Raw genomic sequence first — 25,300 nt, 5'->3', positions numbered from 1 at the left:
CATTGCCGGAAAGCGCTGCACCGCTCGCCGGCGAAAGGCTATTTGTTATTTTTGTGAGGATTTACGGCCATAAACCAGCCAGGTGACGAATACGCAGACGATATAAAACACGAGGAAAACTTTCATGGCGCCAACCGGCGAGCCGGTCATGGCAAGCGAAGTGCCAAAGGCTTTAGGAATAAAGAATCCACCCACCGCGCCAATGGCTGAGATAAAGCCCAGCGCCGCCGCCGTTTCGGTGACGGCTTCATGCTGTGCCTGTTCATCGTTGCCGCCTTGTTGCTTCACACGGGTCATGGTTATCTGGCGAAAGATGATGGCAATCATCTGGAAGGTTGAGCCGCTGCCCAGTCCGGCGGTCAGGAACAGGCCCATAAACACCAGATAGAACGCGACAAAACTACCGGAACCTGAACCGGGCAGCGTCAGGAACAGCAGGGCGCTGAAAATCGCCATAAACACGAAGTTAATCAGCGTAACGCGCACCCCGCCAAGCCGGTCAGAGATCATCCCGCCGGCAGAACGAGCCAGCGCACCAATTAAGGGGCCAAAGAAGGCGAGGTGCAGGATGTTCACATCCGGGAACTGAGTTTTTGACAGCATGGCAAAGCCTGCGGAGAAACCGATAAACGATCCGAACGTTGCCAGGTAAAGCAGGCTCAACAGCCAGAGGTGAAAGCGCTTCAGCACTGGAAGCTGGCTGGCGATAGAGGCCTTAGAACTGGCGATATCGTTCATACCGAAGAAGGCGGCGATGGTGGCCAGCAGCAGAAGCGGTGCCCATATCCAGGCGGCATTGGCCAGCCAAAGCGTCGAGCCATCATCCTGAGGCACGCCATTCACGCCGAGAAACGTGTACATCGGCAGGAAAATCACCAGCGGCGCGACCAGTTGCATCACGCTGACACCCAGATTCCCCAGCCCGCCGTTGATACCCAACGCACTGCCCTGTTTTGCTTTCGGGAAGAAAAAGCTGATGTTCCCCATGCTGGAAGCAAAGTTCGCCCCGGCAAAACCGCACAGCAGGGCGATTACAATAAAGATCCAGTAGGGGGTGGCCGTGTTCTGCACGGCGATGCCCAGCCAGACGCAGGGAACAATCAAAATGACGGTGCTTAATACCGTCCAGTAACGGCCGCCAAATATCGGCACCATAAAGGAGTAGGGGACGCGTAATATGGCACCCGAAAGCGAAGGTAATGCGGTTAACATGAACAACTGGTCGGTGGTGAAATTAAATCCGACTTTATTAAGATTCACCGTAATGGCGCTAAATAACATCCATACGCAAAAGGCTAAAAGCAGACAAGCGACAGATATAACAAGGTTTCTTCGGGCAATACCTTTTCCTTTTTTCTCCCAAAAATCGCTGTTTTCCGGTTTCCAGTTACTGAGTAGATAATGATTATTCTTCTCACTTTGTTGTGACATATCGCCCTCTTGCTTACGCACAATGAACAAAAAAAGTGAATTGAAAACAAGCAGATATCTTACGTCGTGTTGTTCGGGGTTATTGGAGTTATTGGGGTGCAGTTGAAAGGATAGATAAAAAAGCGAACCCACGACCCGGGAATGGAATAGTGGATTCGCTTTATGTGTTACTAATTGTAACTTTTTCCGGTTTTTAATACCCCGTTATGGGTATTAAAACAATTCCAGAGCGATTAATTTATCAAGGTGTTTATTAAATGCGGCATTGTCCATATCAGGCATATTTAAAACGTATATACCGTCCAGGCCGCAGACCAGCCCAATCAAACGCCAGGCAATATTTTCTGCCCGGTCGGACAGGGTAAATTCTTTTGCTTCAGCGCCGCCCCGGATAATGGCCACCGTTTCCTGGTGCCACATTTCCATCGTCATGATGTACGCACTTTTGATTTCCGGGTCACGGCTTGCGAGGATTTGCGCTTCCCGCCATAGCCTGATGTACGGTTCAAATCCGCCGTCATCGCTGCCCAGCATCCCGTGCAGGCGTTCCCGCCAACTGGCGTTTTCAGCGACCACATCTGCATCCAACAGGGCGCGGATAAGCCGGACAAAGGCTAATGATTTTAATTCGCCGCCAGAGGCAAAATGGTGGTGAACCTGCCCGGTGGCAACGCCCGCTTCGGTGGCGATGCGCCTTACCGTCATCGCGGACAGCCCTTCGGCTAGCGCCACGCGCATTGCCGCCTGAAGAATATCTTCCCGCCGTTCGTCCTTGCTCAGATAACGCATTTTTACTCACTCTTAATGGGGATGAAACGAGTGTAACAAAGAGCTGGACATGCGTTCAACTTTACGTAGGATCGCATTCTGGACATGTGTCCAGATTTAAAATGAAAAGGACATTTATGTTTCGTCAGTGGTTAGCGTTAGTGATTATCGTGCTGGTCTATATTCCGGTGGCGATTGACGCAACGGTGCTGCACGTGGCGGTACCGACATTGAGCATGACGCTTGGCGCAAGTGGCAATGAATTGCTGTGGATTATTGATATTTACTCGCTGGTGATGGCGGGGATGGTGCTGCCGATGGGCGCACTGGGTGACCGCATCGGCTTTAAGCACCTGCTGATGATCGGCAGTACGCTGTTTGGCCTCTCGTCGCTGGCTGCGGCGTTTGCACCCTCTGCGGGCTGGCTGATTGCCGCGCGGGCTTCTCTGGCGATTGGCGCGGCGATGATCATTCCGGCCACGCTTGCCGGGATCCGCACGCTGTTTATCGATGCCCGGCATCGCAATATCGCGCTGGGGGTATGGGCCGCCGTCGGTTCAGGCGGTGCCGCGTTTGGGCCGCTTATTGGCGGGATGCTGCTTGAGCATTTTTACTGGGGCTCGGTCTTTTTGATCAACGTACCGATCGTGGTGGTGGTGGTTTCACTGGCGGCGCGATTTGTCCCGGCACAACAAGGGCGACCGGAGCAGCCGCTGAATATCAGCCATGCCATCATGTTGATTGTCGCCATCTTACTGCTGGTGTATAGCGCCAAAACTGCGCTGAAAGGCGCGCTTGCCCCGTGGATGGTGGCGTGTACGCTGCTTACCGGCGCGGTGATGTTGTTTGTTTTTGTGCGCATTCAGTTGCGCGCCCGTGTACCGATGATTGACATGCGCTTGTTCTGCCATCGCATCATCTTAAGCGGTGTGGTGATGGCAATGACTGCTATGATTGCGCTGGTGGGATTCGAGTTGCTGATGGCCCAGGAGCTCCAGTTCGTTCACGGTTTTACGCCATTTGAGGCCGGGATGTTTATGCTGCCGCTGATGGTTGCCAGCGGGTTCAGCGGCCCTATTGCCGGGGTGCTGGTCGGGCGTCTGGGGCTGCGGATTGTGGCCGCTGGGGGCATGGGGCTGAGCGCGATAAGTTTTATTGGCCTGTCGTTGCTTGATTTCAGTACCCAGCAGTGGCAAGCGTGGAGCCTGATGGTGTTGCTGGGGTTTAGCGCCGCCAGCGCGCTGCTGGCGTCTACGTCCGCCATTATGGCTGCCGCGCCGAAAGAGAAAGCCGCTGCCGCAGGGGCCATCGAAACCATGTCCTATGAACTGGGTGCCGGGCTGGGGATTGCCATTTTTGGCCTGCTGTTAACCCGCAGTTTTGCGGCATCGATAACTCTGCCGGAAGGGTTAACCCCGGCACTGACCGACAAAGCGTCCTCGTCAATTGGCGAAGCGGTGAAAGTGGCCCAGGAGCTGACGCCAGCGCTGGGAGATTCCGTGATCGCCGCGGCGAAAACGGCGTTTATTACGTCACACAGCGTGGCGCTGGGCAGTGCTGGCGGCATGTTGCTGCTGCTTGCCATCGGGATCTGGTTCAGCCTCTCAAAGGTGAACCAAAGCTAGCAGCGTATTGGCGTGAAAAAGGGATGTGGGCTATGATTTTTAAAGGATTATTAGACTCAAGCTGGATTTTATGAACCTGCTCAACAGCAGTGAAACATCGTCCGCATCCCCCCGGGCAGTCTTGCTGGCGGGCAGTGCGCTTGGTGTGGTGTTCGGTGATATCGGCACCAGCCCGCTCTATACCTTCAAAACGGTGCTGTCGTTGTCCGGGCATGACCCGACACCCGCGGTCATTTTAGGCCTGCTCTCGCTGATTACCTGGACGCTTATCCTGGTCACTTCAGTTAAATATGCCGCGTTCGCCATGCGCATTGATAACCACGGCGAGGGCGGCATCATGGCATTAATGTCATTGCTGGTTGAAAAGGGGAAAGGCGGGCGCTGGGTGATATTTGCGGCGCTGGTTGGCGCGGCGTTAATTTACGGTGACGGGGCGATCACCCCGGCCATCTCCGTGCTCTCAGCGTTAGAAGGCCTGGAAATTGTTATCCCGGCGTCTAAACCCTTCATCCTGCCTGCAACGGTTGCCATTTTGCTGGCACTCTTTTTTATTCAGCCTTTTGGCACCGCCAGAATTGGCAAAATTTTTGGCCCGATCATGGCGTTGTGGTTTTTCACCATCGCCGCGCTGGGGGTATGGGGTATAACGCAGCACCCGGCGGTACTGCTGGCCCTGAATCCGTACTACGGCATCACTTTTTTGCTCTCAAATGGTTTTACCAGTTTTCTGGTGTTAGGCGGGGTTTTCCTTTGCGTCACCGGCGCGGAAGCCCTGTACGCGGATATGGGCCATTTTGGTAAAAAACCTATCTGGCTGGCCTGGTATGGGGTGGTCTTTCCCGCGCTGCTGCTCAATTACGCCGGGCAATCGGCATTGATACTGGCGGGCGCAGACAGCACCAAAAACGTCTTCTTTATGCTGTGTCCCGGCGTGCTCCAGGTTCCGCTGATTGTTCTTGCCGCACTGGCGACCATTATTGCCAGCCAGGCGATTATCACCGGCGCTTTCTCGATGACCCGACAGGCGATCCAACTTGGCTGGCTGCCGCGCTTGCGGATCAAGCAGACTGCCGCCGAAAGCTACGGGCAGATTTATATCGGTGCGATCAACTGGCTGCTGATGGTGGTAACCATCGGGCTGGTCGTGTTCTTTAAATCGTCTGATAAACTTGCTGCCGCCTATGGCATCGCCGTGTCGTTAACCATGCTGATGACAACCGGCTTGCTGTTTGTCGCCATGCGTGAAATATGGCGCTGGAGCTTGTTCAGCAGTGCATTGATAGCCATGCTGTTTTTCATCATCGATACCAGTTTCTTATTCGCCAATATGATTAAAGTCCTTGAAGGGGGGTACATCCCGCTGTTGCTGGCCGCTGCCATCTGCACCGTTATGCTGATCTGGAATCGCGGGATTAAGGCGGTAGCAAAGGCGATTGGCGAGAAAGGGATCAGTGTCGATGGTTTCTTTTCGGCACTTTCGCAAAAAGAGGTGCCCAGAGTGGCGGGCTCGGCCATCTTTTTGACGCGCACCCGGGATAACATCCCGCCCGTGATGCGCTGGCATGTGGCACGAAACCGCGCCTTACAGCGCGAAGTGCTCTCCCTGACGATTGATATTCTCAACGTGCCTTACGTGGATGATGAACAGCGAATCGAAGTGATGCAACGCGCCCCGGGATACTGGCATGGCATCGCGCAATACGGTTTTATGGAGCACCCGGACATCCCGCATTTGCTGCAAGGGGTAAGTGAAATCAACGCGATATTTGCGACCGATGATGCAACCTGGTACGTCGGGCATGAAACCATTGTCGCGGGTGAAGGCACTGCGGGGATGGCGGTCTGGCAGCGCCACATCTTTGCCTTTATGAAGCGCAACTGTACGCATGTTATCAATCACTACCATCTGCCGAGCGACAGGGTGGTCGAAATCAGCCGACGCGTTGCGATATAGGTTCTGGCGAAAGCAGAGCGCATCTGCTTTCGCACAGTGTTATTGCTCCTGAGCCGCCGCCAGCACGCTGTGCAGCAGCACATTCGCCCCTTTCTCTGACCATTCCGGCAGGATCTTTTCTGCTTCGTTATGGCTGATGCCTTTCACGCACGGAATGAAAATCATGCTCGCCGGGGCAATTTTGCTGACATAACAGGTGTCATGCCCCGCGCCGGATACCATCGGTTTTGATGAATAACCCAGTGCCGCCACGGCCTGCTCTGTGCGGGCCAGACACTGCGGGTTGAATGTAATCGGCGCGTAGTCAAAAATGCGCTCAACAGTGGCGGTAACGCCGCGTGCAGCCAGCGATTCCGCAGCCTGATGCAGCTCCGACTCCATCACTTCAAGCGCATCCTGCGCCGGGTGGCGAAACTCCACGCTGCACACCACGCGAGACGGCACCACGTTGCGCGAATTCGGCGTGACCTGTGCCATGCCGATAGTGGCGCGACCATCTGGTTGATGCTGATAGCCAATCTCTTCCACTTTTAATGCCAGTTCGGCAAAGGCGGTTAATGCATCGCGTCGGCTGTGCATCGGGGTCGTACCCGCATGAGCGGCAAAACCGTCCAGGGTAATGGTAAACCAGCGCTGACCCATTGCGGCCCGCACCAGCCCGATATCAATGGCTTCATCTTCCAGAATCGGCCCCTGTTCGATGTGCAGTTCGTAACAGGCGTGAACCGGAAATGCCTGTGCCGGTTGTTCACCGCGATAGCCGATAGCGTCAAGCGCTTCACCAACGGTGATCCCCGCGTTATCGGCCCGGGCGTGGGCATAGGCTTCGCTAAACTGCCCGGTCCAGACCCCGGAAGAGAGCATCGCCGGAGCAAAGCGCGCGCCTTCTTCGTTGGTCCAGTTTACCAGCACGATATCGCGCTCGGTTTCCAGCTGGTTATCGTTCAGGGTACGCAGCAGCTCAAGCCCGGCCAGCACGCCGTAAATCCCGTCGTAGTTTCCGCCAAGCGGCTGGGAATCAACATGCGATCCGGTCATCACCGGAGCCAGAGCCCGGTTTTTCCCGGCGCGGCGGATAAACATGTTGCCCATGCTATCCACATCACAGGTAAAACCGGCGTCCAGCGCCCAGTCGCGCAGCAGATTGCGTGCGATCCGGTCTTCTTCGCTTAACGCCAGACGGGTGATGCCACCGGCGGGCGTGCCGCCGATTTGCGCCATCATTTCCAGCGTGGCCCACAGGCGCTCTGCGTTTACGCGGATCATGCTTTGTCCTTTGTGCTGCGATAGCGGAAGTCGCAGCATGAACCGCCCTGCATGATGGTGGACGTGCGGGTCAGCTCCACATCCGGCGCATAACCCACAATGAATTTCTCATCGCGCGCGCAGGAGAGCAGATGCCCGATTTCGCCAAGCCCCATCTCGTGATACATCTCGGCGTAGCGGCAACGGGTCACGTTGTAGTTGTACTGCTGATCGTCGGCGTCGATCACTTTGACGTCCAGCGCGTTGTCTTTCTCCAGCAGATATTGCAGGGCGATAAAACTTTTCACATCCGCGCCATCAGGCTCTTTGCTGGCAAATTCTTTACCCGCATCGATAGCGGCCTGTTCAATGGCCTCGCCAATCACCGCCTGGGCGCGGGTTTTCCCTATCTCGCGCACCAGGATTTCATAAATTGGCTTAATAATTTCTGCTTCAATTTTGCGGCGGGCGAGAATGCCCAGCTCATTATTATCACTCATCACATTGCCTCACTGCGTTACTTCGCTTTGGTGCCGCCCAGAACGGTCTGCGGCTGCCATTTGCCATCCACCACTTTGTACACGGTGAAGGACGGCGCTTTCAGGTTACCTTCGTTATCAAACGCAATTTGTCCGGTGACGCCAGAGTAGTTAATGGCGCGCAGGGCGGGCAGGTAGTCAGACGGCGCAACGGAGTTGGCTTTTTCCATTGCGGCAACCAGCACGCGGGTGGCGTCATAGGCGAACGGCGCGTGCAGCTCGATATGGGTGTGGTAACGGGACTGATACGCCTGCTCGAACGCTTTACCACCCGGCATCTGATCAACCGGCAGACCTGGCTCCAGCGCCACAACGCCTTCGCCTTCTTTCTGCGCCAGTTGCAGGAAGGTCTGGCTGACGAATCCGCCAGCGCCCATCAGGGTAGCGTTCATGCCGAGCTGTTTGATACGGCGCGCCAGCGGTGCGGCCTGGCTGTCCACGCCGCCGAAGAAGATCAGGTCAGCGTTTTTGCTGCGGATCGCGGTCAGAACGGCGCTGAAATCCACGGTTTTGTCATCAACGTACTGGCGGTCAACAATCTTCACGCCCTGGGCTTCCAGCGATTTAATAAATTCATCGGCCAGACCCTGACCAAACGCGGTACGGTCGTCGATCACCGCAATGCGTTTCGCCTTCAGGGTATTTACCGCGTACTGCCCGGCAAACTGGCCGCCGTCATCGTCATGACCCATCACGCGGAAACTGGTGTCGAAGCCCTGTTTGGTATAGGCGTGACCGGTGGCAACAGGGGCAACCTGCGCGATACCGGCATCGTGATACACGCGTGCGGCCGGAATACTGGTGCCGGTGTTCCAGTGACCCACCACACCTGCCACGCCGATGTCGACCAGACGCTGTGCGACTGCCACGGCGGTGCGTGGGTCAGACTGATCGTCTTCGGATTGCAGTTTGAAAGTGACGGCTTTGCCGCCGATGGTTGGATGCTGTTTGTTGATATCGTCGATAGCTAACTGCGCGCCGTTTTCCAGATCCTTACCGATACGGGCAGACGGACCGGTTAACGGGCCTGCCAGGCCAATAACAACGGTTTCGCTATCCGCTGCCCATGCGCCCGTTGAGGCAAAACCACTGAGCAGAATGGCGGCGCTGAGCGCACTGATTTTTACTGTTTTCATTGTTTTCCCTGATGTTGGTTGGTGTGGTTAAACGGGCATTTCGCCCAAATAAATCTGTGCAATCTGGTCGTCATCCAGCATGGCTTTCGACGCGCCGTGATGAACGATGCTGCCGCTGTCCATGACCCAGGCGTTGTCGGTCACTTCCAGCGCCAGGCGCGCATTTTGTTCAATCAGCAGCAGAGCCACGCCGCGTTCACGCAGCCCGGAAATGACGGCAAAAATGTTCTCTACCATTTTCGGTGCCAGCCCCATCGACGGTTCATCGAGGATCAGCAGGCGCGGGCGGCTGAGCAGGGCGCGGTTAAGCGCCAGCAGCTGTTGTTCCCCGCCGGAAAGCAGCCCAGCCAGCTGGTGCTGGCGTTCGCCGAGGCGTGGGAAGCGTTCAAATATTTCGTTCATTTCATGCCTGACCGTGACGGTGTCACGCCTTAACCAGGCGCCCATCTGCAAGTTTTCCAGTACCGTCATGCGGGCAAAGATGCCGCGACCTTCGGGAACCATCACCAGCCCGTCACGCAGCAGGGCTTCCGGCTTGTGTTTACGCACATTTTTGCCGCTGAAGGTGATGCTGCCGGTGAAACTTTCCAGCCCGGTAATGGCCCGCACGGTGGAGCTTTTCCCCGCGCCGTTGGCACCGATCAACGTGGCCTGTTCCCCTTCGTGCAGGGTAAAGGAGACATCGCGTACGGCCTGAATGCCGCCGTAATGCACGTCAAGACGCTCAACCTTTAATAACTCAGACATGCGCATTGCCTCCTAACCAGGCGGCAATCACGGCCGGGTCGCGGCGTACGCTGTCCGGCGTGCCGCTGGCGAGCGTTTTGCCATAATCAAGAACCGTCAGACGGTCGCAGATACCCATCACCAGTTTGACGTCATGTTCGATCATCAGCAGGGTTTTACCGTCGTCACGAATGCGGGTAAGCAGTTCGCCGAGTGCCACTTTCTCTGCCGCGTTCATTCCGGCGGCCGGTTCGTCGAGCGCCAGCAGCAGCGGGTCGGTTGCCAGCGCACGGGCAATCTCCAGCCGACGCTGGTGGCCGTAAGCCAGATCGCAGGCGCGGTAGTGGGCGAATTTTGCAATGCCGGTATATTCCAGCCAGTGCCAGGCTTGTTCGCGGGTGTCGGTTTCTTCTGCCCGTGCGCGCTTGTGGCGACTCAGTGCAGCCCACAGCCCGTTGCGGGTGCGTACATGGCGGCCGACCATCACGTTTTCCAGCACCGACATCTGGTTAAACAGGCGCACGTTCTGGAAGGTGCGTGCGATCCCGGCGGCAGTGACTTTCTCGATCTGTTTCGGGTAATAGGGTTTATCGGCAATCAGAAATTCGCCGCTGTCGGCCGGGTATAACCCGGTTATCAGGTTAAAACAGGTGGTTTTACCCGCGCCGTTAGGGCCAATCAGACCGTAGATTTCACCCTTGTTGATTGAAAGTGAAACATCGTCCACGGCGGTCAGGCCGCCGAAGCGTTTGGACATGTTGCGAACGGTGAGCAGACTCATGCTTTTACCTCCTTGTGACGCACCGGCCAGATCCCGGACGGACGAAGGAGCATCACCAGCACCAGCGCCAGGCCGTAAAACAGCTGACGGAGAATTTCCGGGTCAATCAGCACCGTTCCGAACAGCGCCTGCTGTACAGGGGCAGCCTGGCTGCGCAACAGCTCCGGTAGTGCGGTCAGTAGCACAGCGCCGAGGATAACGCCGGGGATGTGCCCCATACCACCCAGCACCACCATCGCCAGTACGGCGATAGACTCCTGCAACGTGAAGGATTCCGGCGAGACAAAGCCCTGAAACGCACCAAACAGCGCGCCCGCCACGCCGCCAAAAGAGGCGCCCATGGCAAAGGCCAGCAGCTTATAGTTGCGCACGTTGATCCCCATCGCGCGGGCCACGTCTTCATCTTCACGGATGGCGTGCCAGGCGCGGCCAATACGTGAGTGTTGCAGGCGCACGCAAACAAAAATGATCGCCACAATTACCAGCATCAGCAGGTAGTACCACAGCCAGAGCGCAGGTACTTTAACGCCGAACCAGTGGTACACGCCGCTGAACTTCAGGCCGAAAAGGTTCAGCGTATCCACGCCGGTAATGCCTTTCGCGCCGTTGGTGATATTGACCGGGCGGTCGAGGTTACGCATCAGGATGCGGATAATCTCGCCAAAGCCCAGCGTTACGATCGCCAGATAATCCCCGCGCAGCTTAAGCGTCGGTGCGCCGAGCACGATGCCGCACACCGCGGCGACGAGGGCCGCGACCGGAATAATCAGCAGATAGGATGTATGCAGTCCGTCGGGGAACCAGACGGCGAGGATTGGGAAAACCTCAAGCAGATGCGGTGAGGCCAGCAGGGCGGCCAGATAAGCCCCCACGGCGTAAAAGGCGATAAAGCCCATATCCAGCAGCCCGGTATAGCCGACCACGATGTTCAGTCCCAGCGCCAGCATGATGTAGAGCAGAGCGAAGTCGATTACCCGCACCCAGTAGTTGCCGCCAAGCTGGCTGGCAATAATAGGTGCAAGCAACAGGGCGAGGCAAAACAGGGTCATTCCTGACCAGAATTTACGGGTGGCGACGGGAGTCTGTAATTGTACGGTTGTCATAGTGTTCCTTACGCCCTGTGTGCCACACGTTCGCCGAGCAGGCCCGCCGGACGGAAGACCAGCACCAGGATCAGCACCATGAACGCAAACACGTCCTGGTAGTTACTGCCGAATACGCCGTTGGTGAGTTCACCGAGATAGCCCGCGCCCAGTGCTTCGATGATGCCGAGTAAAATCCCGCCTACCATAGCGCCACGGATATTGCCGATACCGCCCAGAACAGCCGCCGTGAAGGCTTTGATCCCCGGTAAAAAGCCCATCGAGAAACTGGCGTTGCCGTAGTTGCTGGCCATCATCACGCCTGCCAGCGCGGCAAACACACCGCCAATAGCGAAGGTCAGGGTGATAATGGCGTTAGGGTTAACGCCCATCAACGTGGCGACACGGGGATTTTCGGCAACCGCACGCATTCCTCGTCCAAGGCGGGTGTATTCAACCAGCAGCCACAGCGCGGTCATGACGACCAGCGCCAGCACCACGGTCACAATACCGGTGACGGTGACAATGGCTGGAGGGTGGGCTTCACTGCCTGCGGTGACGGCAATCGGGTCCATTGGCAAGATCTGCGGGAACATCAGCGGATTTCGTGTCCAGACGATCATCGCCACGGTCTGCAGCAATACCGAAACGCCAATCCCGGAGATCAGCGGCGCCAGACGTGGCGCGTTGCGCAGGCGGCGATACGCAAAGCGTTCAACCGCCATTGCCAGCAGGGCGCAGACGCCCATTGCAATCACCAGCGCGCAGCCCAGCTGAAGCAGCAGCGGCAGATGCGGGAAGGTATTATTCAGGACGTTAATGGCAGAAAGCGTGGTAAGCGCGCCAACCATCAGAATATCGCCGTGGGCAAAGTTAATAATGCGCAAGATGCCATACACCATGGTATAGCCCAGCGCGATCAGCGCGTAGATGCTTCCCAGCATCACACCGTTGATCAGTTGTTGTATGAGTGTATCCAACGTTTGTACCCGACAAATTGCTCTTTCAGCGGCTACCATCTAATAATTGAATTAAATTGTAAAATACGCATATATTATTTCTTATGAAAAACCGGTATCGTTTTATATTTATGATTTATATGGTTTTAATAAGCTTGCCTGATCGGGTGAATGGTCTAAAGAAGTCAACATATGAATAAAACAGAACAATTGAAAGGCCAGCCTCTCTTTGCTGAAACCCGTCTTGCTAACGATCCACCCCTGCGGGCCGTACGCGCGTTTGAAGCCATTGCCAGGCTCGGCAGCGTGACGCTGGCCGCGCAGGAGCTGGCGATTTCACCATCCGCCGTGAGTCACCAGCTCCGGGTACTTGAAGGGTATCTGCAAATGCCGCTTACAGAGCGTCAGGGACGCAGGCTGGTGCTGAGCCAGCAAGGGCGCGATTACTACCGCTCTATCCGGGCAGCATTTAACGTGCTGCGCCAGGCCACGGAACATCTGGTAGAACAATCACAAACGCGGCAGGTCACCATTAGCCTGATCCCGCTGTTTGGCATGGGCTGGTTTATCCCGCGTCTGCCTGCTTTTATGCGGGCTAACCCACAGACTGAAATCAATGTGGTGTATGCCAACCACCGCAACTACCTGAGTGATGCCTCAGATATGTCGATTCGTTTTGGCAATGGGCAGTGGGCGGGCTATCTGAGTGAAAAACTGATTTCCGGGCAGATGGTGCCGGTATGCAGCCGGGCTTTTTTGCGCATTCACGGGCACATCGACACGCCGGAACAGCTGCTACAAATGCCGCTGTTGCATGATGAGGAACGCAGTACCTGGCAGCAGTGGTTTATGCTACAGGGGGTAAAGCGCCCGCCACGACGAAGCGGCCCGATGTTTGAAGATGGCCTGCTGACGCTGGCGGGTGTTCAGGCCGGGCTGGGCTGTGCGCTGATGCGCGAACCGCTTATCGCGCCGTATCTTGAAAGTGGGGAACTGGTCAAAATTTTCGATTTGCCTATTGATGATGGTCGCGACTATTACCTGTGCGTGCGTTCAGATACAGAAATGACCGAGGACGGTAAGCTCCTGCAAAACTGGCTGCGCCGTGCTGCGGGCAGTGAACAGCCTACGGTGTGAGCAGACAGCTTTTGTCCTGCGCTTCGATTTCCGTCCCGCTATAGCGTGCGTATTGCCCGGTCAGCCCCCAGAAAGCGGGCTGGGTTTCGGTATAAATTTCGGCGGCCAGCACCAGGCGACGACGTTCGTCTTCGCTCATCTCCAGCAGCGTCCAGGGAATTAAGTAGCGTGCTGATGAGGTTAACTCAAACCATAGTGGGCAGCCGCAACCCGGGCAGAACCAGCGTTCACCACGCGGGGAGGACGAAAAATGAGAAGGGGCGATGGAATCGTCCTCGACCAGAGGATGACCTTGCGCTTCCAGATACATGGCGATACCGCCGGACCATTTCTGGCACAGCGTACAATGGCAGGCATACACGTCGAAATTGGTGAGATTCACACTGAACTGACTCATCCCACACAAACAGCGTCCTTTGAATATGTGCATGGCGTACTCCTTTATCACGCCAGTAAAACCGGATAAAAAAAGCCAGCCACGAGGGCTGGCCTTTTTATACTGACAAATCTTAGAACTGGTAGGTCAGACCCAGTGCAACGATGTTGTCGGTAGAAACACCAGCAGCTTTGGTGAAGCTGTTGTCGTCAACCAGGTTGATTTTGTAATCAACATAGGTAGACATGTTTTTGTTGAAGTAGTAGGTCGCACCCAGGTCTACGTATTCAACCAGATCCTGGTCGCCGTAAGAACCGATGTCTTTACCTTTGGATTTCAGGTATGCGATGGATGGACGCAGACCGAAATCGAACTGGTACTGAGCAACAACTTCGAAGTTCTGTGCTTTGTTCGCGATATAACCGTCACCGAAGTTGGTCATGTTGCGAGTTTCAGAGTAGGTGGTTGCCAGGTAGATGTTGTTCGCATCGTATTTCAGGCCAGTAGCCCACACTTCTGCGTTCTCGCCGCCAGCATTCAGGTTGCTTGCAGAACGAACTTGCAGGTCAGTACGGTCAGATTTCGCATAGGTCGCACCCACGCCGAAACCGTTCATTTCATAGGTAGAAGACAGACCCCAGCCGTCACCGTTCGCTTCGGTGATGTCGCGGTTGTCGTTTTTACCCTGGTACTGAGCAGCGAAGTTCAGACCGTCAACCAGACCGAAGAAGTCGGTGTTACGGTAGGTTGCAACGCCAGTGGTACGGCCAGTCATAAAGCCATCAGTCTGGGTCCAGGTATCGCCACCGAACTCTGGCAGAACGTCAGTCCATGCGCCGATGTCGTAAGCAACACCGTAGTTACGACCGTAGTCGAAAGAACCGAATTCGTTGAATTTCAGACCTGCGAATGCCAGACGGGTTTTGTTGCCGTCAGAACCCTGAGATTCAGAGCGGTTGCCCTTGAACTCATATTCCCACTGGCCGTAACCGCTCATCTGGTCGTTGATCTGAGTTTCACCTTTGAAGCCCAGACGAACGTAGGTTTTGTCACCGTCGTTGCTGGAATCATCAGAGAAATAGTGCAGACCTGTTACTTTACCGTACAGATCCAGTTTGTTACCGTCTTTGTTATAAACTTCAGCCGCGTTTACAACGCCCGCTGCCAACATGGAAGTCACTGCCACTGCAACTAATTTAAGTTTCATCTCAAATAATCCTTATAATTTCTTTAGGTATATCCTGAGCCAAATTGAACGATTTCTAAACGAGGCTGTTCGTCAATGGCATGTTATTTTTAAAAATCTTGTAGCTTCGTTTCAATAATAAGTTTCAAAATATTAGAGATAATTTCAATTAGTGTGATCCTGATCTGAAAAATTGCCGTTAAAAGCGCGGTTTTGACTAATTAATGCACAGGTAAACACTATTTACAGCCGCAAATAATTGTCATAGGTATAGTTTTTTTGGGGTTCTATTTTTCACTGAAATTAATGGCGATGACGCGATAGATATTAGATACACCGCGTAATTGATGGCGGTAAAACAGTAGGTTATGAGATTGCTCGCATAATCGTTGCGCAAAATCCTATGAAACATCCAGAAATAAACTATTGCAATAAGTGCTATATACAATGTGAATATTCGCAGGGAATTAGTTACACGCCGTTGTCAATTTGTGTCAATAAGTGCGAAAAGGAATTTACGAAGGGAGATAAATATAAACAGAATCTAAACCTCTTAACTACGAGTCGTGTAAATATTCTGAGGTGCGATCACGTTTTATTTTTACAGGGATTTTGCCGGGCAGGGAGTTTGCCCGGCAGAAGGGGCATCAGGCTCTATTTCGCGTGGCATACCAGCACAGCAGAGAACCGGCGCAAACCATCAGAGCGCCTTGCCAGAAGGCGAAAGAGAGCGGTGCGTTGAGTAGCGCGGCGGCCAGCGCGGCGGATAATACGGGGGTAAAATAGGATACCGCAGCAAGTACCGTGACATTTCCGTGCAAAATGCCGATATTCCACGAAGCATAGCCAAACCCAAGCGCAACACCGCACATTAATAGCTTCACTACCACCTGAACGCTGAACACCATTTCCGGCTGGCTGCTCAGGGCATATTTCACCCACAGGCTCAGGGCGGTGAGCAATACGAAGAGGGTGATGCCATTTTGCCCTTTCGCAAATTTGCTGGTGACGGTGCAGTAGGCCGCCCAGATAAATGCCCCGGCAAAGGCCAGCGCATAGCTCAGTGGGCTGGAGACAATATTGCTGGTGATTTCATCAATATGCAGGCCATGTTCGCCCCCTAATACCCAGCAAACACCCAGCAGCGATATCGCTAGTCCTGGGATCACCCACAGGGTTGTTTTTTGACCATTAAACAAAATTGCAAACACAATGGTCAGGCTGGGCCAGAGATAATTGACCATCCCCACTTCAATCGCCTGCGGCCGTGTTGCCGCATACCCTAAAGAGAGCGCCAGGCAAATTTCATAACTGACAAACAGGACACTGCCTGCAATAAGGTATCGGGTTGAGAAACGTCTAATATCAGGAAAACCCACCGTCACCAGACACAGTAATCCGCTGACGGTATAAATCATTGCCGCGCCGCCCACCGGCCCCAGCCCTTCACTGACACTGCGAATAAGCCCGACCATCGTGCTCCATAACAGGATTGCCGCCAGCCCAATGAGCGTTGCTCTTTTTTTGTCCATCACCTTGCCATTGCCATCAAATATAAAGGAAAAATTTATAGCATTAATCCACGGTTTACCGCGAATAATTCTGTTAAGCGCTTAACCCAAAAGGATTATTCAATTTCGCCAGTCGCGACTATTAAGGGGGCGATGCCGTTCGACATTGATTTGACGCAAAAAAATCAGGGGCTTTGCTGTTAGTTTGCGGCGCGAAGTCTTATCAGAAAAAGAGGACAGCAATGGACGTCAGCCGCAGACAATTTTTCAAAATCTGCGCGGGCGGTATGGCCGGAACAACAGCTGCGATGTTGGGATTTGCTCCTAAAATGGCACTGGCTCAGGCACGCAACTATAAACTGCTGCGCGCCAAAGAGATCCGTAACACCTGCACATACTGCTCCGTGGGATGCGGGCTATTAATGTTTAGCCTGGGCGATGGTGCGAAGAACGCCAAAGAAGCGATTTATCATATTGAAGGTGACCCGGATCATCCGGTAAGCCGCGGGGCGCTGTGTCCTAAAGGGGCTGGGCTGCTCGATTATGTTCACAGTGAAAACCGTCTGCGTTATCCCGAATACCGTGCGCCAGGTTCAGATAAATGGCAGCGTATCTCGTGGGATGAAGCTTTCTCCCGTATTGCAAAACACATGAAAGCCGACCGCGACGCCAATTTCATTGAAAAAAACGCGCAGGGCGTCACCGTCAACCGTTGGCTTTCCACCGGGATGTTGTGTGCCTCTGCGGCAAGTAATGAAACCGGGATGCTGACGCAAAAATTTGTGCGTTCGCTCGGGATGCTGGCGGTAGATAACCAGGCGCGCGTCTGACACGGACCAACGGTAGCAAGTCTTGCTCCAACATTTGGTCGCGGTGCGATGACCAACCACTGGGTTGATATCAAAAACGCTAACGTCGTGATGGTGATGGGCGGTAATGCCGCTGAAGCACATCCGGTGGGATTCCGCTGGGCGATGGAAGCGAAAAATAACAATGATGCGACGCTTATCGTCGTCGATCCGCGCTTTACGCGTACGGCATCGGTGGCAGATATCTATGCGCCTATTCGTTCCGGTACGGACATTACGTTCCTGTCTGGCGTGCTGTTGTACCTGATTGAAAACAACAAAATTAATGCTGAGTACGTCAAACACTACACCAACGCTAACCTGCTGGTGCGGGATGACTTTGCCTTTGATGACGGGCTGTTCAGCGGTTATGACGCGGAAAAACGGCAATACGATAAGTCGTCCTGGCACTACCAGTTCGATGAAAACGGCTATGCGAAACGCGATGAGACGCTGTCCGATCCACGCTGTGTGTGGAACCTGCTGAAACAGCACGTTTCCCGCTATACGCCGGACGTGGTCGAGAACATCTGTGGAACGCCAAAAGCAGACTTCCTGAAAGTGTGTGAAGTACTGGCGTCTACCAGTGCGGCCGACAGAACCACCACGTTCCTGTATGCACTGGGCTGGACGCAACACACCGTAGGTGCGCAGAACATCCGCACCATGGCGATGATCCAGCTGCTGCTCGGCAATATGGGGATGGCCGGTGGCGGGGTGAACGCACTTCGTGGTCACTCGAACATTCAGGGATTAACCGATCTCGGACTGCTCTCCACCAGCCTGACGGGGTATCTGACGCTGCCGTCGGATAAACAACCAGACCTGCAAACCTATCTGGCTGCCAGCACGCCAAAAGCCATGCTGCCTGACCAGGTCAACTACTGGAGCAACTATCCGAAGTTCTTCGTTAGCCTGATGAAATCCTTCTACGGCAATGCGGCGCAGAAAGAGAACGACTGGGGCTTTGAGTGGTTGCCGAAATGGGACCAGGCCTACGATGTCATCAAGTATTTCAACATGATGGATAAGGGCAACGTCACGGGTTATATCTGCCAGGGCTTTAACCCGGTGGCCTCTTTCCCGGACAAAAACAAAGTCGTTCGCAGCCTGAGCAAGCTGAAGTACATGGTGGTTATCGATCCGCTGGTGACTGAAACCTCGAACTTCTGGCAAAACCACGGCGAGATGAATGACGTGGATACCGCGTCGATTCAGACCGAGGTGTTCCGCCTGCCGTCGACCTGCTTTGCCGAAGAGGATGGCTCCATTGCCAACTCTGGCCGCTGGTTGCAGTGGCACTGGAAAGGGCAGGATGCTCCGGGCGAAGCGCGGAATGACGGCGAGATCCTGGCCGGGATTTATCATCGCCTGCGTGAGATGTACCGCACCGAGGGCGGTAAGGGCGTTGAGCCACTGCTGAGGATGAGCTGGGACTACAAGCAGCCCGATCATCCTGAATCTGAAGAGGTGGCAAAAGAGAACAACGGCGTTGCGCTGGCGGATCTCTACGACACAACCGGCAACCTGGTGGCGAAGAAGGGGCAACTGTTGAGTAGTTTCGCGCTGCTGCGTGACGACGGCACCACGGCGTCTTCCTGCTGGATTTATGCCGGTAGCTGGACGGAGCAGGGTAACCAGATGGCCAACCGCGATAACGCCGACCCTTCAGGGTTAGGCAATACGTTGGGCTGGGCCTGGGCGTGGCCGCTGAACCGCCGCGTGCTGTACAACCGCGCCTCGGCGGATATCAACGGTAAACCCTGGGATCCGAAACGGATGCTCATCCAGTGGAACGGGGCGAAGTGGACGGGTAACGACATCCCGGACTTCAACACTGCACCGCCGGGTAGCGCAACGGGGCCGTTCATCATGCAGCAGGAGGGCTTAGGTCGACTCTTTGCGCTCGATAAGCTGGCAGAAGGTCCGTTCCCGGAACACTACGAGCCAATGGAAACGCCGCTCGGCACGAACCCGCTGCACCCGAACGTGGTTTCAAGCCCGGTTGTGCGTATCTACGAAGAGGATGTGCTGCGTTTAGGTAAGAAGGACAAATTCCCTTACGTGGGGACAACCTATCGTCTGACCGAGCATTTCCACACCTGGACCAAGCACGCACGGCTTAACGCCATCGCGCAGCCTGAACAGTTTGTCGAAATCAGCGAAACCCTGGCGAAAGCGAAAGGGATTGCCAATGGCGATCGCGTAACGGTAAGCAGCAAACGCGGTTTTATTCGCGCCGTGGCCGTGGTGACACGCCGCCTGCAATCGTTAAACGTGCATGGTCAGCAGGTGGAAACAGTCGGTATTCCTCTGCACTGGGGCTTTGAAGGCGTGGCGCAGAAAGGTTATATCGCCAACACCCTGACGCCGAACGTTGGCGATTCCAACTCGCAAACGCCGGAGTACAAAGCGTTTCTGGTCAACATCGAGAAAGCGTAAGGAGCGAATAAATGGCGATGGAAACACAAGACATTATTAAACGCTCCGCGACCAACCCTATTACCCCCGCGCCGCGCGCGCGGGATTACAAGGCAGAAGTCGCAAAGCTTATCGATGTCTCTTCCTGTGTGGGCTGTAAAGCCTGCCAGGTGGCCTGTTCAGAATGGAACGACATCCGCGATGAAGTGGGGCACTGCGTTGGGGTCTACGATAATCCTGCCGATCTGAGCGCCAAATCCTGGACGGTGATGCGCTTTAGCGAAACCGACCAGAACGGCAAGCTGGAGTGGCTTATCCGCAAAGATGGCTGTATGCACTGCGAAGATCCGGGCTGCCTCAAGGCATGTCCGTCAGCCGGGGCAATCATCCAGTACGCCAACGGTATTGTCGACTTCCAGCAGGACAACTGTATCGGCTGCGGTTACTGCATTGCAGGCTGTCCGTTTACTATTCCGCGTCTCAACAAAGAGGATAACCGGGTCTACAAATGCACTCTGTGCGTGGATCGCGTCAGCGTCGGGCAGGAGCCTGCCTGTGTTAAGACGTGCCCGACCGGGGCTATCCACTTTGGCACCAAAAAAGAGATGCTGGAAGTGGGGCAGCAACGCGTGGACAAGCTGAAAGCGCGCGGCTATGAAAACGCGGGGATTTATAACCCGCAGGGCGTGGGCGGTACGCACGTGATGTATGTGCTGCACCATAACGACCAGCCGGAGTTGTACCACAATCTGCCGAAAGATCCGGCGATCGATACCGCGATCAACCTGTGGAAAGGGGCGCTTAAACCGCTTTCGGCGGCGGGCTTTATCGCCACCTTTGCCGGGTTGATTTATCACTACATTGGTATCGGGCCAAACAAAGAGGTGGATGACGACGAGGAGGAGCACCATGAGTAAGTCAAAGATGATTGTGCGCACGAAGTTTGTTGACCGCGCCTGTCACTGGACGGTGGTGATCTGCTTCTTCCTGGTGGCGGTATCGGGGATTTCGTTCTTTTTCCCGACGCTACAGTGGCTGACCGAAACCTTCGGCACACCGCAGATGGGGCGCATTTTGCACCCGTTTTTTGGGGTGCTGATTTTCATCGTGTTGATGTTTATGTTCGTGCGCTTTGTTCACCACAACATCCCGGATAAGCAAGATATTCCGTGGGTGAAGGGAATAGTCGAAGTCCTGAAAGGAAATGAACATAAAGTCGCGAGAGTGGGGAAATACAACGCCGGGCAGAAAATGATGTTCTGGACCATCATGAGCATGATTTTTGTGCTGCTGGTGACTGGAGTGATCATCTGGCGTCCATATTTTGCGCACTACTTCCCGATTCAGGTCGTGCGATATGCGCTGTTGATCCATGCGACGTCGGCCATCATTCTGATCCACGCCATTCTGATCCATATGTATATGGCATTCTGGGTAAAAGGGTCGATTAAAGGGATGATTGAAGGCAAAGTGAGCCGCCGCTGGGCGCAAAAGCACCATCCGCGCTGGTATCGGGATGTTGAACGCCTGGAAGCGAAGAAAGAGAGTACTGAAGGGATGAAGTAAGCGTTAGCGCCGTCGGCGTGGGTCGGCGGCGTTTAACAATTGCCAGTGCGTTAGAAAATGCAGGCCAGGTATACTGAATGGTCAGGTATTGGTTAACAGCCTGTCAATGGCTGAAATAACATCATGACGTGAATCGCGTAAATTACAGATAAAGTCTTTTCGGTTAATTTTATTAGTGTTGATGTTGGTGATCATGGGTGCATAAATAAGGAATGATTCGAATTCTATATTTATGCCTGGCGCAAGAGGGCTATGCCATAAGGGTAACTGATGATTTCGCATTAAGGGCAAAATTACACGTGTTGCCAGATCCTCATAGCAATCATCCTGAATAAGCATGTAATAAGGCAGTTTATCCCGGGTCATCGTAGAGGGGTTACGATAAACGTTAAATTGTTTAAGCATTAAAGCACCCTGAAAAATTCATCATCGGTAATCGTCCCGTTCTTTTCGACAAAATCATTCATTGCTTGAATAAACTGCCGGTCATGCTCTGATAGCTTACGCTGAGAGCTTGAGCGCCTGTGAGTAAGGGCTACATGGCTTTGGGACGGACTGGATTGATGTTCATGTACTGCTGCTGAATCTTTCATTTTTCACCTCCTGTGTGGGTGCGCTCATTATCAACCTCTGCCGCGCAAAAACAATACTGTTTCCCCTGGCAATATTAATATTGCGAGCAGCATTCCAGACAACAGTGAATGAAATGGCCTCTTTGCATTCAACAAAGAGGCCGGGAATATCAGAAGCGTTCCGCGACATACCTGAAGGGGTATTTTGTCGGTTTGACTTTGCCGATTTTACGTTTCGGCAATTCAACAGACTCAACGTGCAGTTCTTTATATGGGATCTGGGTAAGCAGGTGAGAAATAATATTCAGGCGAACACGTTTCTTATCTTCAGAGCGGGCGACAAACCAGGGCGCCCAGGCGGTGTCGGTAGCGGCAAACATGGCATCGCGTGCGACGGTATAATCATCCCACATAGTGAAGGATTTAATGTCCATTGGGGATAATTTCCAGATCTTACGCCCGTCGTTAATGCGATCGCGCAGACGGCGTTCCTGCTCTTTTGGCGTCACCTCCAGCCAGTATTTCACCAGGATTATCCCGGCATCCACCATCGCTTTTTCCATCACAGGTGTGCCATCCAGAAACTTTTCTACCTGTTCCGGGGTGCAAAAGCCCATCACCCGTTCAACGCCTGCCCGGTTGTACCAACTGCGATCGAAGATAACTATTTCACCCGCTGCAGGCAGGTGGGGCACATAACGCTGGAAGTAGAGCTGACTTTTTTCTTTCTCGGTCGGGGCTGGTAAAGCAATCACCCGGAACACTCGCGGGCTGACGCGCTCGGTGATCGCTTTAATCGTACCGCCTTTACCTGCGCCGTCACGTCCTTCAAAGACAATGCACACTTTCAAGCCTTTACTGACGACCCATTGCTGGAGCTTAACCAGCTCAACATGGAGACGGCGCAGCTCTTTTTCATACTCTTTGGTTTTGAGAGGTGCATCTTTAACGACATCAACAACGACACTGGCTTTCTTTTTTTTACTGACCATCATTGTCATCCTCTTATTGTCCGGTCGCGGAATAAAGGGCCGTGCTTTGAAGTGTAATCTACCTGAATTAATGGATTAACCTGTCAGCGAGCCGTTTTGAACTGGCTCACCATACAAGATTATTTAATAATAGCTGTTGCAAATTTTTAACAAGTGGTTGCGGTATGAAAAAGACTATTTTTTCGTTAGCACTTGGCACATTCGGCCTTGGCATGGCTGAATTTGGCATTATGGGTGTGTTAACCGAGCTGGCGAAAGATACGGGGATTTCAATTCCTTCCGCCGGCAATATGATTTCGTTTTATGCCTTCGGTGTAGTGATCGGTGCGCCGATTGTGGCGCTGTTTTCCGGTAAGTTCTCGCTGAAATCAACGCTGCTGTTTTTAGTGGCGATGTGCGCGGTCGGGAATGCCATCTTTACCTTTTCGACCTCCTATACCGGGCTGGCGATAGGGCGCCTGATTTCCGGTTTTCCGCACGGGGCCATTTTTGGCGTGGGTGCCATCATCCTCTCGAAAATTGCCCCTCCGGGTAAGGTGACGCTTGCGGTCGCAGGCATGATTGCCGGGATGACGGTCGCCAATCTGGTGGGTGTCCCGCTCGGGACGTGGCTTGGGCATGAATACAACTGGCGCTACACCTTCTTACTGATTGCCGTGTTCGATGCGCTGGTGATCCTGTCCGTCATTTTCTGGGTGCCAACACTCTACGATAAAACGGAAACCCGGCTCAGCGAGCAGTTTCATTTTCTGAAAAAACCGGAACCCTGGCTTATTTTTGCCGCCACCATGTTTGGCAACGCCGGGGTGTTTGCCTGGTTCAGCTTTGTTAAGCCGTTTATGGTAAATGTCTCTGGTTTTTCAGAAGGGCTGATGACCGTGATCATGATGCTGATGGGGCTGGGCATGGTGTTGGGTAATATGCTGAGCGGTAAATTATCCGGGCGTTATAGCCCGCTGCGCATCGCGGCAACGACCGATATGGTGATTGTCGCCTCATTGTTACTGCTCTTTGCGTTTGGGGAGCACCAGACAGCTTCTCTGGTGATGGGCTTTATTTGCTGCGCTGGGCTGTTTGCCCTCTCGGCACCACTGCAAATACTGCTGCTGCAAAATGCAAAAGGTGGGGAACTGCTGGGTGCTGCGGGTGGTCAGGTGGCATTTAATCTGGGCAGTGCAATTGGTGCCTATTTTGGCGGGATGATGATAACGCTTGGCTTTAGCTGGAGCTACGTCACCTTGCCCGCGGCCATTCTTTCGTTCTCCGCCATGACGTCTCTGCTGATGTATGGCTACCTGAAAGCCAAACGAAATCAGGCTAACACACACGCGTTAGCCTGATACCCATCAGGACAGCCAGGGTTCGCCCAGGGTCAACATCAACCGGTTGGCCCAGGCGAAGAAGGCGGCAGACTGAATCAAATCGAGTTGTTCCAGCGTATCCAGCGACTGTTTTTCCAGTGCCGCAAGGTGATGTGGCGTCACAGCCGGTGGCGTGACGGACAGCGCCGCCGCAAATTCAATTTCCGCCTGCCAGCGCGCAGACTGCCCTTCACTCAGCGACTGCCCGGGGCGGATGGCCAGCAGCGCTTCAACGGCGCTGTCATCCTTTGATAACTGACTAGCTTTACGCGCATGGACAGATGCGCAGTAAATGCAGCCGTTAACCTTGCTGGTGACCGTTGCCGCAAGCTCGCGTTCGGCGCGGGGAAGGCCTCCCGACGTATAAAAAATCCCTTTATCCGTGAGTGTGCGTTGTTCCAGTACCGGCAAATTGCGCCCCAGCAGGCGGAAATAGTCAGAGTCGGTGTGGCCAAACTTCGCGAGGATAGCCACCTCATCGTTGGTAAAATCGGCCAGCGGTTTTGCCGCAATCCACGGCTCCCAGCCGAGTTCAGCCTGGGTGAAGGCTACTGGCGCGGCTTTGCCCGTTGCGGTGGTGTTTGTTGTGTGCCAGATACCCGCCACAGCCGGTGTATCACTGGCTGTTACCGGTTTATCGTTCAGCAAACGTAGCCCGGTAATAAGCCGGCTCTGGAAGCTGACAAACGCGATGAGCTGCGCCAGCGTCACAATGCCTTCTTTGCTCCAGCCTGCCTGAGTCAGTGTTTTCAGGGCTGACGGGGTGGCTTCTACCGGAGAAAAGGTCAACAAACGGGCGAAATTAAGGGCCGGAGTCAGACGCGCAGAGGTCGGGTCAGCCAGCCCAAATCCGGCGTAGTGCGCCGCAAGTGCGTCTGCGTTATGCCATTTCGCGACTTTTGCCGCCACGGCAAAACGTTCATCCAGCGGAAATGCCGTGTCCTGCTGGCTGAACAACGTTTCGTAACTCCCCTGGGCATGACGCGTTGCGGCATCACGCGTGGCGCGGGCCTGCGCCAGAGCGGAACCTGGGGCGATCTCTGCCAGTTCGGCGAGAATATCCTGACTTAATGCCATCTGTGAC

General features: G+C 54.3%; 23 protein-coding genes. 7 read left to right on the top strand and 16 right to left on the bottom strand.

Annotated features, from left to right (window positions below; translation table 11 throughout):
• Positions 1 to 45: 45 nt before the first annotated feature.
• On the bottom strand, positions 46 to 1,431 hold the full coding sequence (locus ACT9TW_RS17390) for a NarK family nitrate/nitrite MFS transporter (RefSeq protein WP_446493193.1): 1,386 nt from the start codon (positions 1,429 to 1,431) through the stop codon (positions 46 to 48).
• A 213-nt stretch (positions 1,432 to 1,644) separates the two neighbouring features.
• Positions 1,645 to 2,220, bottom strand: a complete 576-nt coding sequence (locus ACT9TW_RS17385) for a TetR family transcriptional regulator (protein WP_446493192.1) — start codon at positions 2,218 to 2,220, stop codon at positions 1,645 to 1,647.
• Between the two features lie 116 nt (positions 2,221 to 2,336).
• Here ACT9TW_RS17385 and ACT9TW_RS17380 point away from each other — a divergent pair, with 116 nt between their 5' ends.
• Both ACT9TW_RS17380 and ACT9TW_RS17375 read left to right on the top strand, forming a co-directional pair.
• Positions 2,337 to 3,824 carry a SmvA family efflux MFS transporter gene (locus tag ACT9TW_RS17380; RefSeq protein WP_446493191.1) on the top strand — a complete coding sequence of 496 codons (1,488 nt, stop codon included), beginning with the start codon at positions 2,337 to 2,339 and terminating at the stop codon, positions 3,822 to 3,824.
• 70 nt (positions 3,825 to 3,894) lie between these two features.
• Entirely contained in the window at positions 3,895 to 5,778 is a 1,884-nt protein-coding gene (locus ACT9TW_RS17375) for a potassium transporter Kup (RefSeq protein ID WP_446493190.1), read from the top strand.
• A gap of 39 nt (positions 5,779 to 5,817) precedes the next feature.
• Here the strand turns inward: ACT9TW_RS17375 and ACT9TW_RS17370 are convergent, their stop codons facing one another.
• Genes ACT9TW_RS17370 through ACT9TW_RS17340 form a run of 7 tightly spaced genes read right to left on the bottom strand, consistent with a single transcriptional unit; the run spans position 5,818 to position 12,267 of the window.
• A complete protein-coding gene (locus tag ACT9TW_RS17370; protein WP_446493189.1) occupies positions 5,818 to 7,044 on the bottom strand; it encodes an allantoate amidohydrolase in 1,227 nt (408 codons plus the stop codon).
• Positions 7,041 to 7,523, bottom strand: a complete 483-nt coding sequence (locus tag ACT9TW_RS17365) for an L-2-amino-thiazoline-4-carboxylic acid hydrolase (RefSeq protein ID WP_446493188.1) — start codon at positions 7,521 to 7,523, stop codon at positions 7,041 to 7,043. The genes ACT9TW_RS17370 and ACT9TW_RS17365 overlap by 4 nt, the downstream gene beginning before the upstream one ends.
• A gap of 17 nt (positions 7,524 to 7,540) precedes the next feature.
• Positions 7,541 to 8,698: a branched-chain amino acid ABC transporter substrate-binding protein gene (locus tag ACT9TW_RS17360; protein WP_446493187.1), complete on the bottom strand. Its 1,158-nt coding sequence runs from the start codon at positions 8,696 to 8,698 to the stop codon at positions 7,541 to 7,543.
• A gap of 27 nt (positions 8,699 to 8,725) precedes the next feature.
• Complete coding sequence (locus ACT9TW_RS17355) at positions 8,726 to 9,445, bottom strand: ABC transporter ATP-binding protein (protein WP_446493186.1); 720 nt, start codon at positions 9,443 to 9,445, stop codon at positions 8,726 to 8,728.
• Positions 9,438 to 10,205, bottom strand: coding sequence for an ABC transporter ATP-binding protein (locus ACT9TW_RS17350; RefSeq protein WP_182061192.1), 768 nt, complete (start codon positions 10,203 to 10,205; stop codon positions 9,438 to 9,440). The genes ACT9TW_RS17355 and ACT9TW_RS17350 overlap by 8 nt, the downstream gene beginning before the upstream one ends.
• Complete coding sequence (locus tag ACT9TW_RS17345; RefSeq protein WP_446493185.1) at positions 10,202 to 11,308, bottom strand: branched-chain amino acid ABC transporter permease; 1,107 nt, start codon at positions 11,306 to 11,308, stop codon at positions 10,202 to 10,204. The genes ACT9TW_RS17350 and ACT9TW_RS17345 overlap by 4 nt, the downstream gene beginning before the upstream one ends.
• An 8-nt stretch (positions 11,309 to 11,316) precedes the next feature.
• Positions 11,317 to 12,267, bottom strand: a complete 951-nt coding sequence (locus tag ACT9TW_RS17340) for a branched-chain amino acid ABC transporter permease (RefSeq protein WP_182061190.1) — start codon at positions 12,265 to 12,267, stop codon at positions 11,317 to 11,319.
• Positions 12,268 to 12,438: 171 nt separating this feature from the next.
• On the opposite strand from ACT9TW_RS17340, the gene ACT9TW_RS17335 reads away from it, so the two are divergent.
• Complete coding sequence (locus ACT9TW_RS17335; RefSeq protein WP_446493184.1) at positions 12,439 to 13,383, top strand: LysR substrate-binding domain-containing protein; 945 nt, start codon at positions 12,439 to 12,441, stop codon at positions 13,381 to 13,383.
• On the opposite strand, the gene ACT9TW_RS17330 is transcribed toward ACT9TW_RS17335, so the two are convergent.
• The 3 genes from ACT9TW_RS17330 to yddG form a co-directional block, all read right to left on the bottom strand.
• Complete coding sequence (locus tag ACT9TW_RS17330; RefSeq protein WP_446493183.1) at positions 13,373 to 13,813, bottom strand: GFA family protein; 441 nt, start codon at positions 13,811 to 13,813, stop codon at positions 13,373 to 13,375. The genes ACT9TW_RS17335 and ACT9TW_RS17330 overlap by 11 nt on opposite strands.
• 79 nt (positions 13,814 to 13,892) lie before the next feature.
• Positions 13,893 to 14,966 (bottom strand): porin OmpC, encoded by a 1,074-nt coding sequence (gene ompC, locus ACT9TW_RS17325; RefSeq protein ID WP_446493182.1) that lies wholly within the window; start codon positions 14,964 to 14,966, stop codon positions 13,893 to 13,895.
• Positions 14,967 to 15,592: 626 nt separating this feature from the next.
• Positions 15,593 to 16,477: an aromatic amino acid DMT transporter YddG gene (yddG, locus tag ACT9TW_RS17320; RefSeq protein WP_446493181.1), complete on the bottom strand. Its 885-nt coding sequence runs from the start codon at positions 16,475 to 16,477 to the stop codon at positions 15,593 to 15,595.
• Positions 16,478 to 16,698: 221 nt separating this feature from the next.
• Here yddG and fdnG point away from each other — a divergent pair, with 221 nt between their 5' ends.
• Genes fdnG through fdnI form a run of 3 tightly spaced genes read left to right on the top strand, consistent with a single transcriptional unit; the run spans position 16,699 to position 21,291 of the window.
• The gene (gene fdnG / locus ACT9TW_RS17315) at positions 16,699 to 19,746 is read left to right on the top strand and encodes a formate dehydrogenase-N subunit alpha (RefSeq protein WP_446493180.1); all 3,048 of its coding nucleotides are present in this window, start codon (positions 16,699 to 16,701) and stop codon (positions 19,744 to 19,746) included.
• A gap of 11 nt (positions 19,747 to 19,757) precedes the next feature.
• Positions 19,758 to 20,642 carry a formate dehydrogenase subunit beta gene (gene fdxH, locus ACT9TW_RS17310; RefSeq protein ID WP_446493179.1) on the top strand — a complete coding sequence of 295 codons (885 nt, stop codon included), beginning with the start codon at positions 19,758 to 19,760 and terminating at the stop codon, positions 20,640 to 20,642.
• Complete coding sequence (gene fdnI / locus ACT9TW_RS17305) at positions 20,635 to 21,291, top strand: formate dehydrogenase-N subunit gamma (RefSeq protein ID WP_315685835.1); 657 nt, start codon at positions 20,635 to 20,637, stop codon at positions 21,289 to 21,291. Before fdxH ends, fdnI begins: the two co-directional genes overlap by 8 nt.
• Positions 21,292 to 21,372: 81 nt before the next feature.
• Here fdnI and ACT9TW_RS17300 read toward each other — a convergent pair whose 3' ends face one another.
• The 3 genes from ACT9TW_RS17300 to ppk2 form a co-directional block, all read right to left on the bottom strand.
• Positions 21,373 to 21,696: a CcdB family protein gene (locus ACT9TW_RS17300; protein WP_182061186.1), complete on the bottom strand. Its 324-nt coding sequence runs from the start codon at positions 21,694 to 21,696 to the stop codon at positions 21,373 to 21,375.
• Positions 21,696 to 21,884 (bottom strand): hypothetical protein, encoded by a 189-nt coding sequence (locus ACT9TW_RS17295; protein WP_182061185.1) that lies wholly within the window; start codon positions 21,882 to 21,884, stop codon positions 21,696 to 21,698. Before ACT9TW_RS17295 ends, ACT9TW_RS17300 begins: the two co-directional genes overlap by 1 nt.
• A 149-nt stretch (positions 21,885 to 22,033) precedes the next feature.
• On the bottom strand, positions 22,034 to 22,855 hold the full coding sequence (gene ppk2 / locus ACT9TW_RS17290) for a polyphosphate kinase 2 (RefSeq protein WP_182063582.1): 822 nt from the start codon (positions 22,853 to 22,855) through the stop codon (positions 22,034 to 22,036).
• A 164-nt stretch (positions 22,856 to 23,019) separates the two neighbouring features.
• Between ppk2 and araJ the strand changes: the two genes are divergently transcribed.
• Positions 23,020 to 24,195, top strand: a complete 1,176-nt coding sequence (gene araJ, locus ACT9TW_RS17285) for an MFS transporter AraJ (RefSeq protein WP_182061184.1) — start codon at positions 23,020 to 23,022, stop codon at positions 24,193 to 24,195.
• Positions 24,196 to 24,201: 6 nt separating this feature from the next.
• Here araJ and ACT9TW_RS17280 read toward each other — a convergent pair whose 3' ends face one another.
• The gene (locus ACT9TW_RS17280) at positions 24,202 to 25,293 is read right to left on the bottom strand and encodes an alkylhydroperoxidase domain protein (RefSeq protein WP_446493178.1); all 1,092 of its coding nucleotides are present in this window, start codon (positions 25,291 to 25,293) and stop codon (positions 24,202 to 24,204) included.
• Positions 25,294 to 25,300 lie beyond the last annotated feature (7 nt).

This window comes from Enterobacter sp. C4G1, assembly GCF_052886895.1.
Note: the sequence above shows the minus strand (reverse complement) of the source record. Positions and strands in the feature narration are given on the sequence as shown.

Coding starts and splice junctions, on each gene's coding strand:
- ACT9TW_RS17360 (WP_446493187.1), bottom strand. CDS start 8,698: ATGAAAACAGTAAAAATCAGTGCGCTCAGCGCCGCCATTCTGCTCAGT.
- ACT9TW_RS17345 (WP_446493185.1), bottom strand. CDS start 11,308: ATGACAACCGTACAATTACAGACTCCCGTCGCCACCCGTAAATTCTGG.
- ACT9TW_RS17375 (WP_446493190.1), top strand. CDS start 3,895: ATGAACCTGCTCAACAGCAGTGAAACATCGTCCGCATCCCCCCGGGCA.
- ACT9TW_RS17355 (WP_446493186.1), bottom strand. CDS start 9,445: ATGTCTGAGTTATTAAAGGTTGAGCGTCTTGACGTGCATTACGGCGGC.
- fdnI (WP_315685835.1), top strand. CDS start 20,635: ATGAGTAAGTCAAAGATGATTGTGCGCACGAAGTTTGTTGACCGCGCC.
- araJ (WP_182061184.1), top strand. CDS start 23,020: ATGAAAAAGACTATTTTTTCGTTAGCACTTGGCACATTCGGCCTTGGC.
- ACT9TW_RS17330 (WP_446493183.1), bottom strand. CDS start 13,813: ATGCACATATTCAAAGGACGCTGTTTGTGTGGGATGAGTCAGTTCAGT.
- yddG (WP_446493181.1), bottom strand. CDS start 16,477: ATGGACAAAAAAAGAGCAACGCTCATTGGGCTGGCGGCAATCCTGTTA.
- ACT9TW_RS17350 (WP_182061192.1), bottom strand. CDS start 10,205: ATGAGTCTGCTCACCGTTCGCAACATGTCCAAACGCTTCGGCGGCCTG.
- ACT9TW_RS17335 (WP_446493184.1), top strand. CDS start 12,439: ATGAATAAAACAGAACAATTGAAAGGCCAGCCTCTCTTTGCTGAAACC.
- ACT9TW_RS17390 (WP_446493193.1), bottom strand. CDS start 1,431: ATGTCACAACAAAGTGAGAAGAATAATCATTATCTACTCAGTAACTGG.
- ACT9TW_RS17280 (WP_446493178.1), bottom strand. CDS start 25,293: ATGGCATTAAGTCAGGATATTCTCGCCGAACTGGCAGAGATCGCCCCA.
- fdxH (WP_446493179.1), top strand. CDS start 19,758: ATGGCGATGGAAACACAAGACATTATTAAACGCTCCGCGACCAACCCT.
- ACT9TW_RS17385 (WP_446493192.1), bottom strand. CDS start 2,220: ATGCGTTATCTGAGCAAGGACGAACGGCGGGAAGATATTCTTCAGGCG.
- ACT9TW_RS17370 (WP_446493189.1), bottom strand. CDS start 7,044: ATGATCCGCGTAAACGCAGAGCGCCTGTGGGCCACGCTGGAAATGATG.
- ompC (WP_446493182.1), bottom strand. CDS start 14,966: ATGAAACTTAAATTAGTTGCAGTGGCAGTGACTTCCATGTTGGCAGCG.
- ACT9TW_RS17365 (WP_446493188.1), bottom strand. CDS start 7,523: ATGAGTGATAATAATGAGCTGGGCATTCTCGCCCGCCGCAAAATTGAA.
- ppk2 (WP_182063582.1), bottom strand. CDS start 22,855: ATGGTCAGTAAAAAAAAGAAAGCCAGTGTCGTTGTTGATGTCGTTAAA.
- ACT9TW_RS17300 (WP_182061186.1), bottom strand. CDS start 21,696: ATGCTTAAACAATTTAACGTTTATCGTAACCCCTCTACGATGACCCGG.
- ACT9TW_RS17295 (WP_182061185.1), bottom strand. CDS start 21,884: ATGAAAGATTCAGCAGCAGTACATGAACATCAATCCAGTCCGTCCCAA.
- ACT9TW_RS17380 (WP_446493191.1), top strand. CDS start 2,337: ATGTTTCGTCAGTGGTTAGCGTTAGTGATTATCGTGCTGGTCTATATT.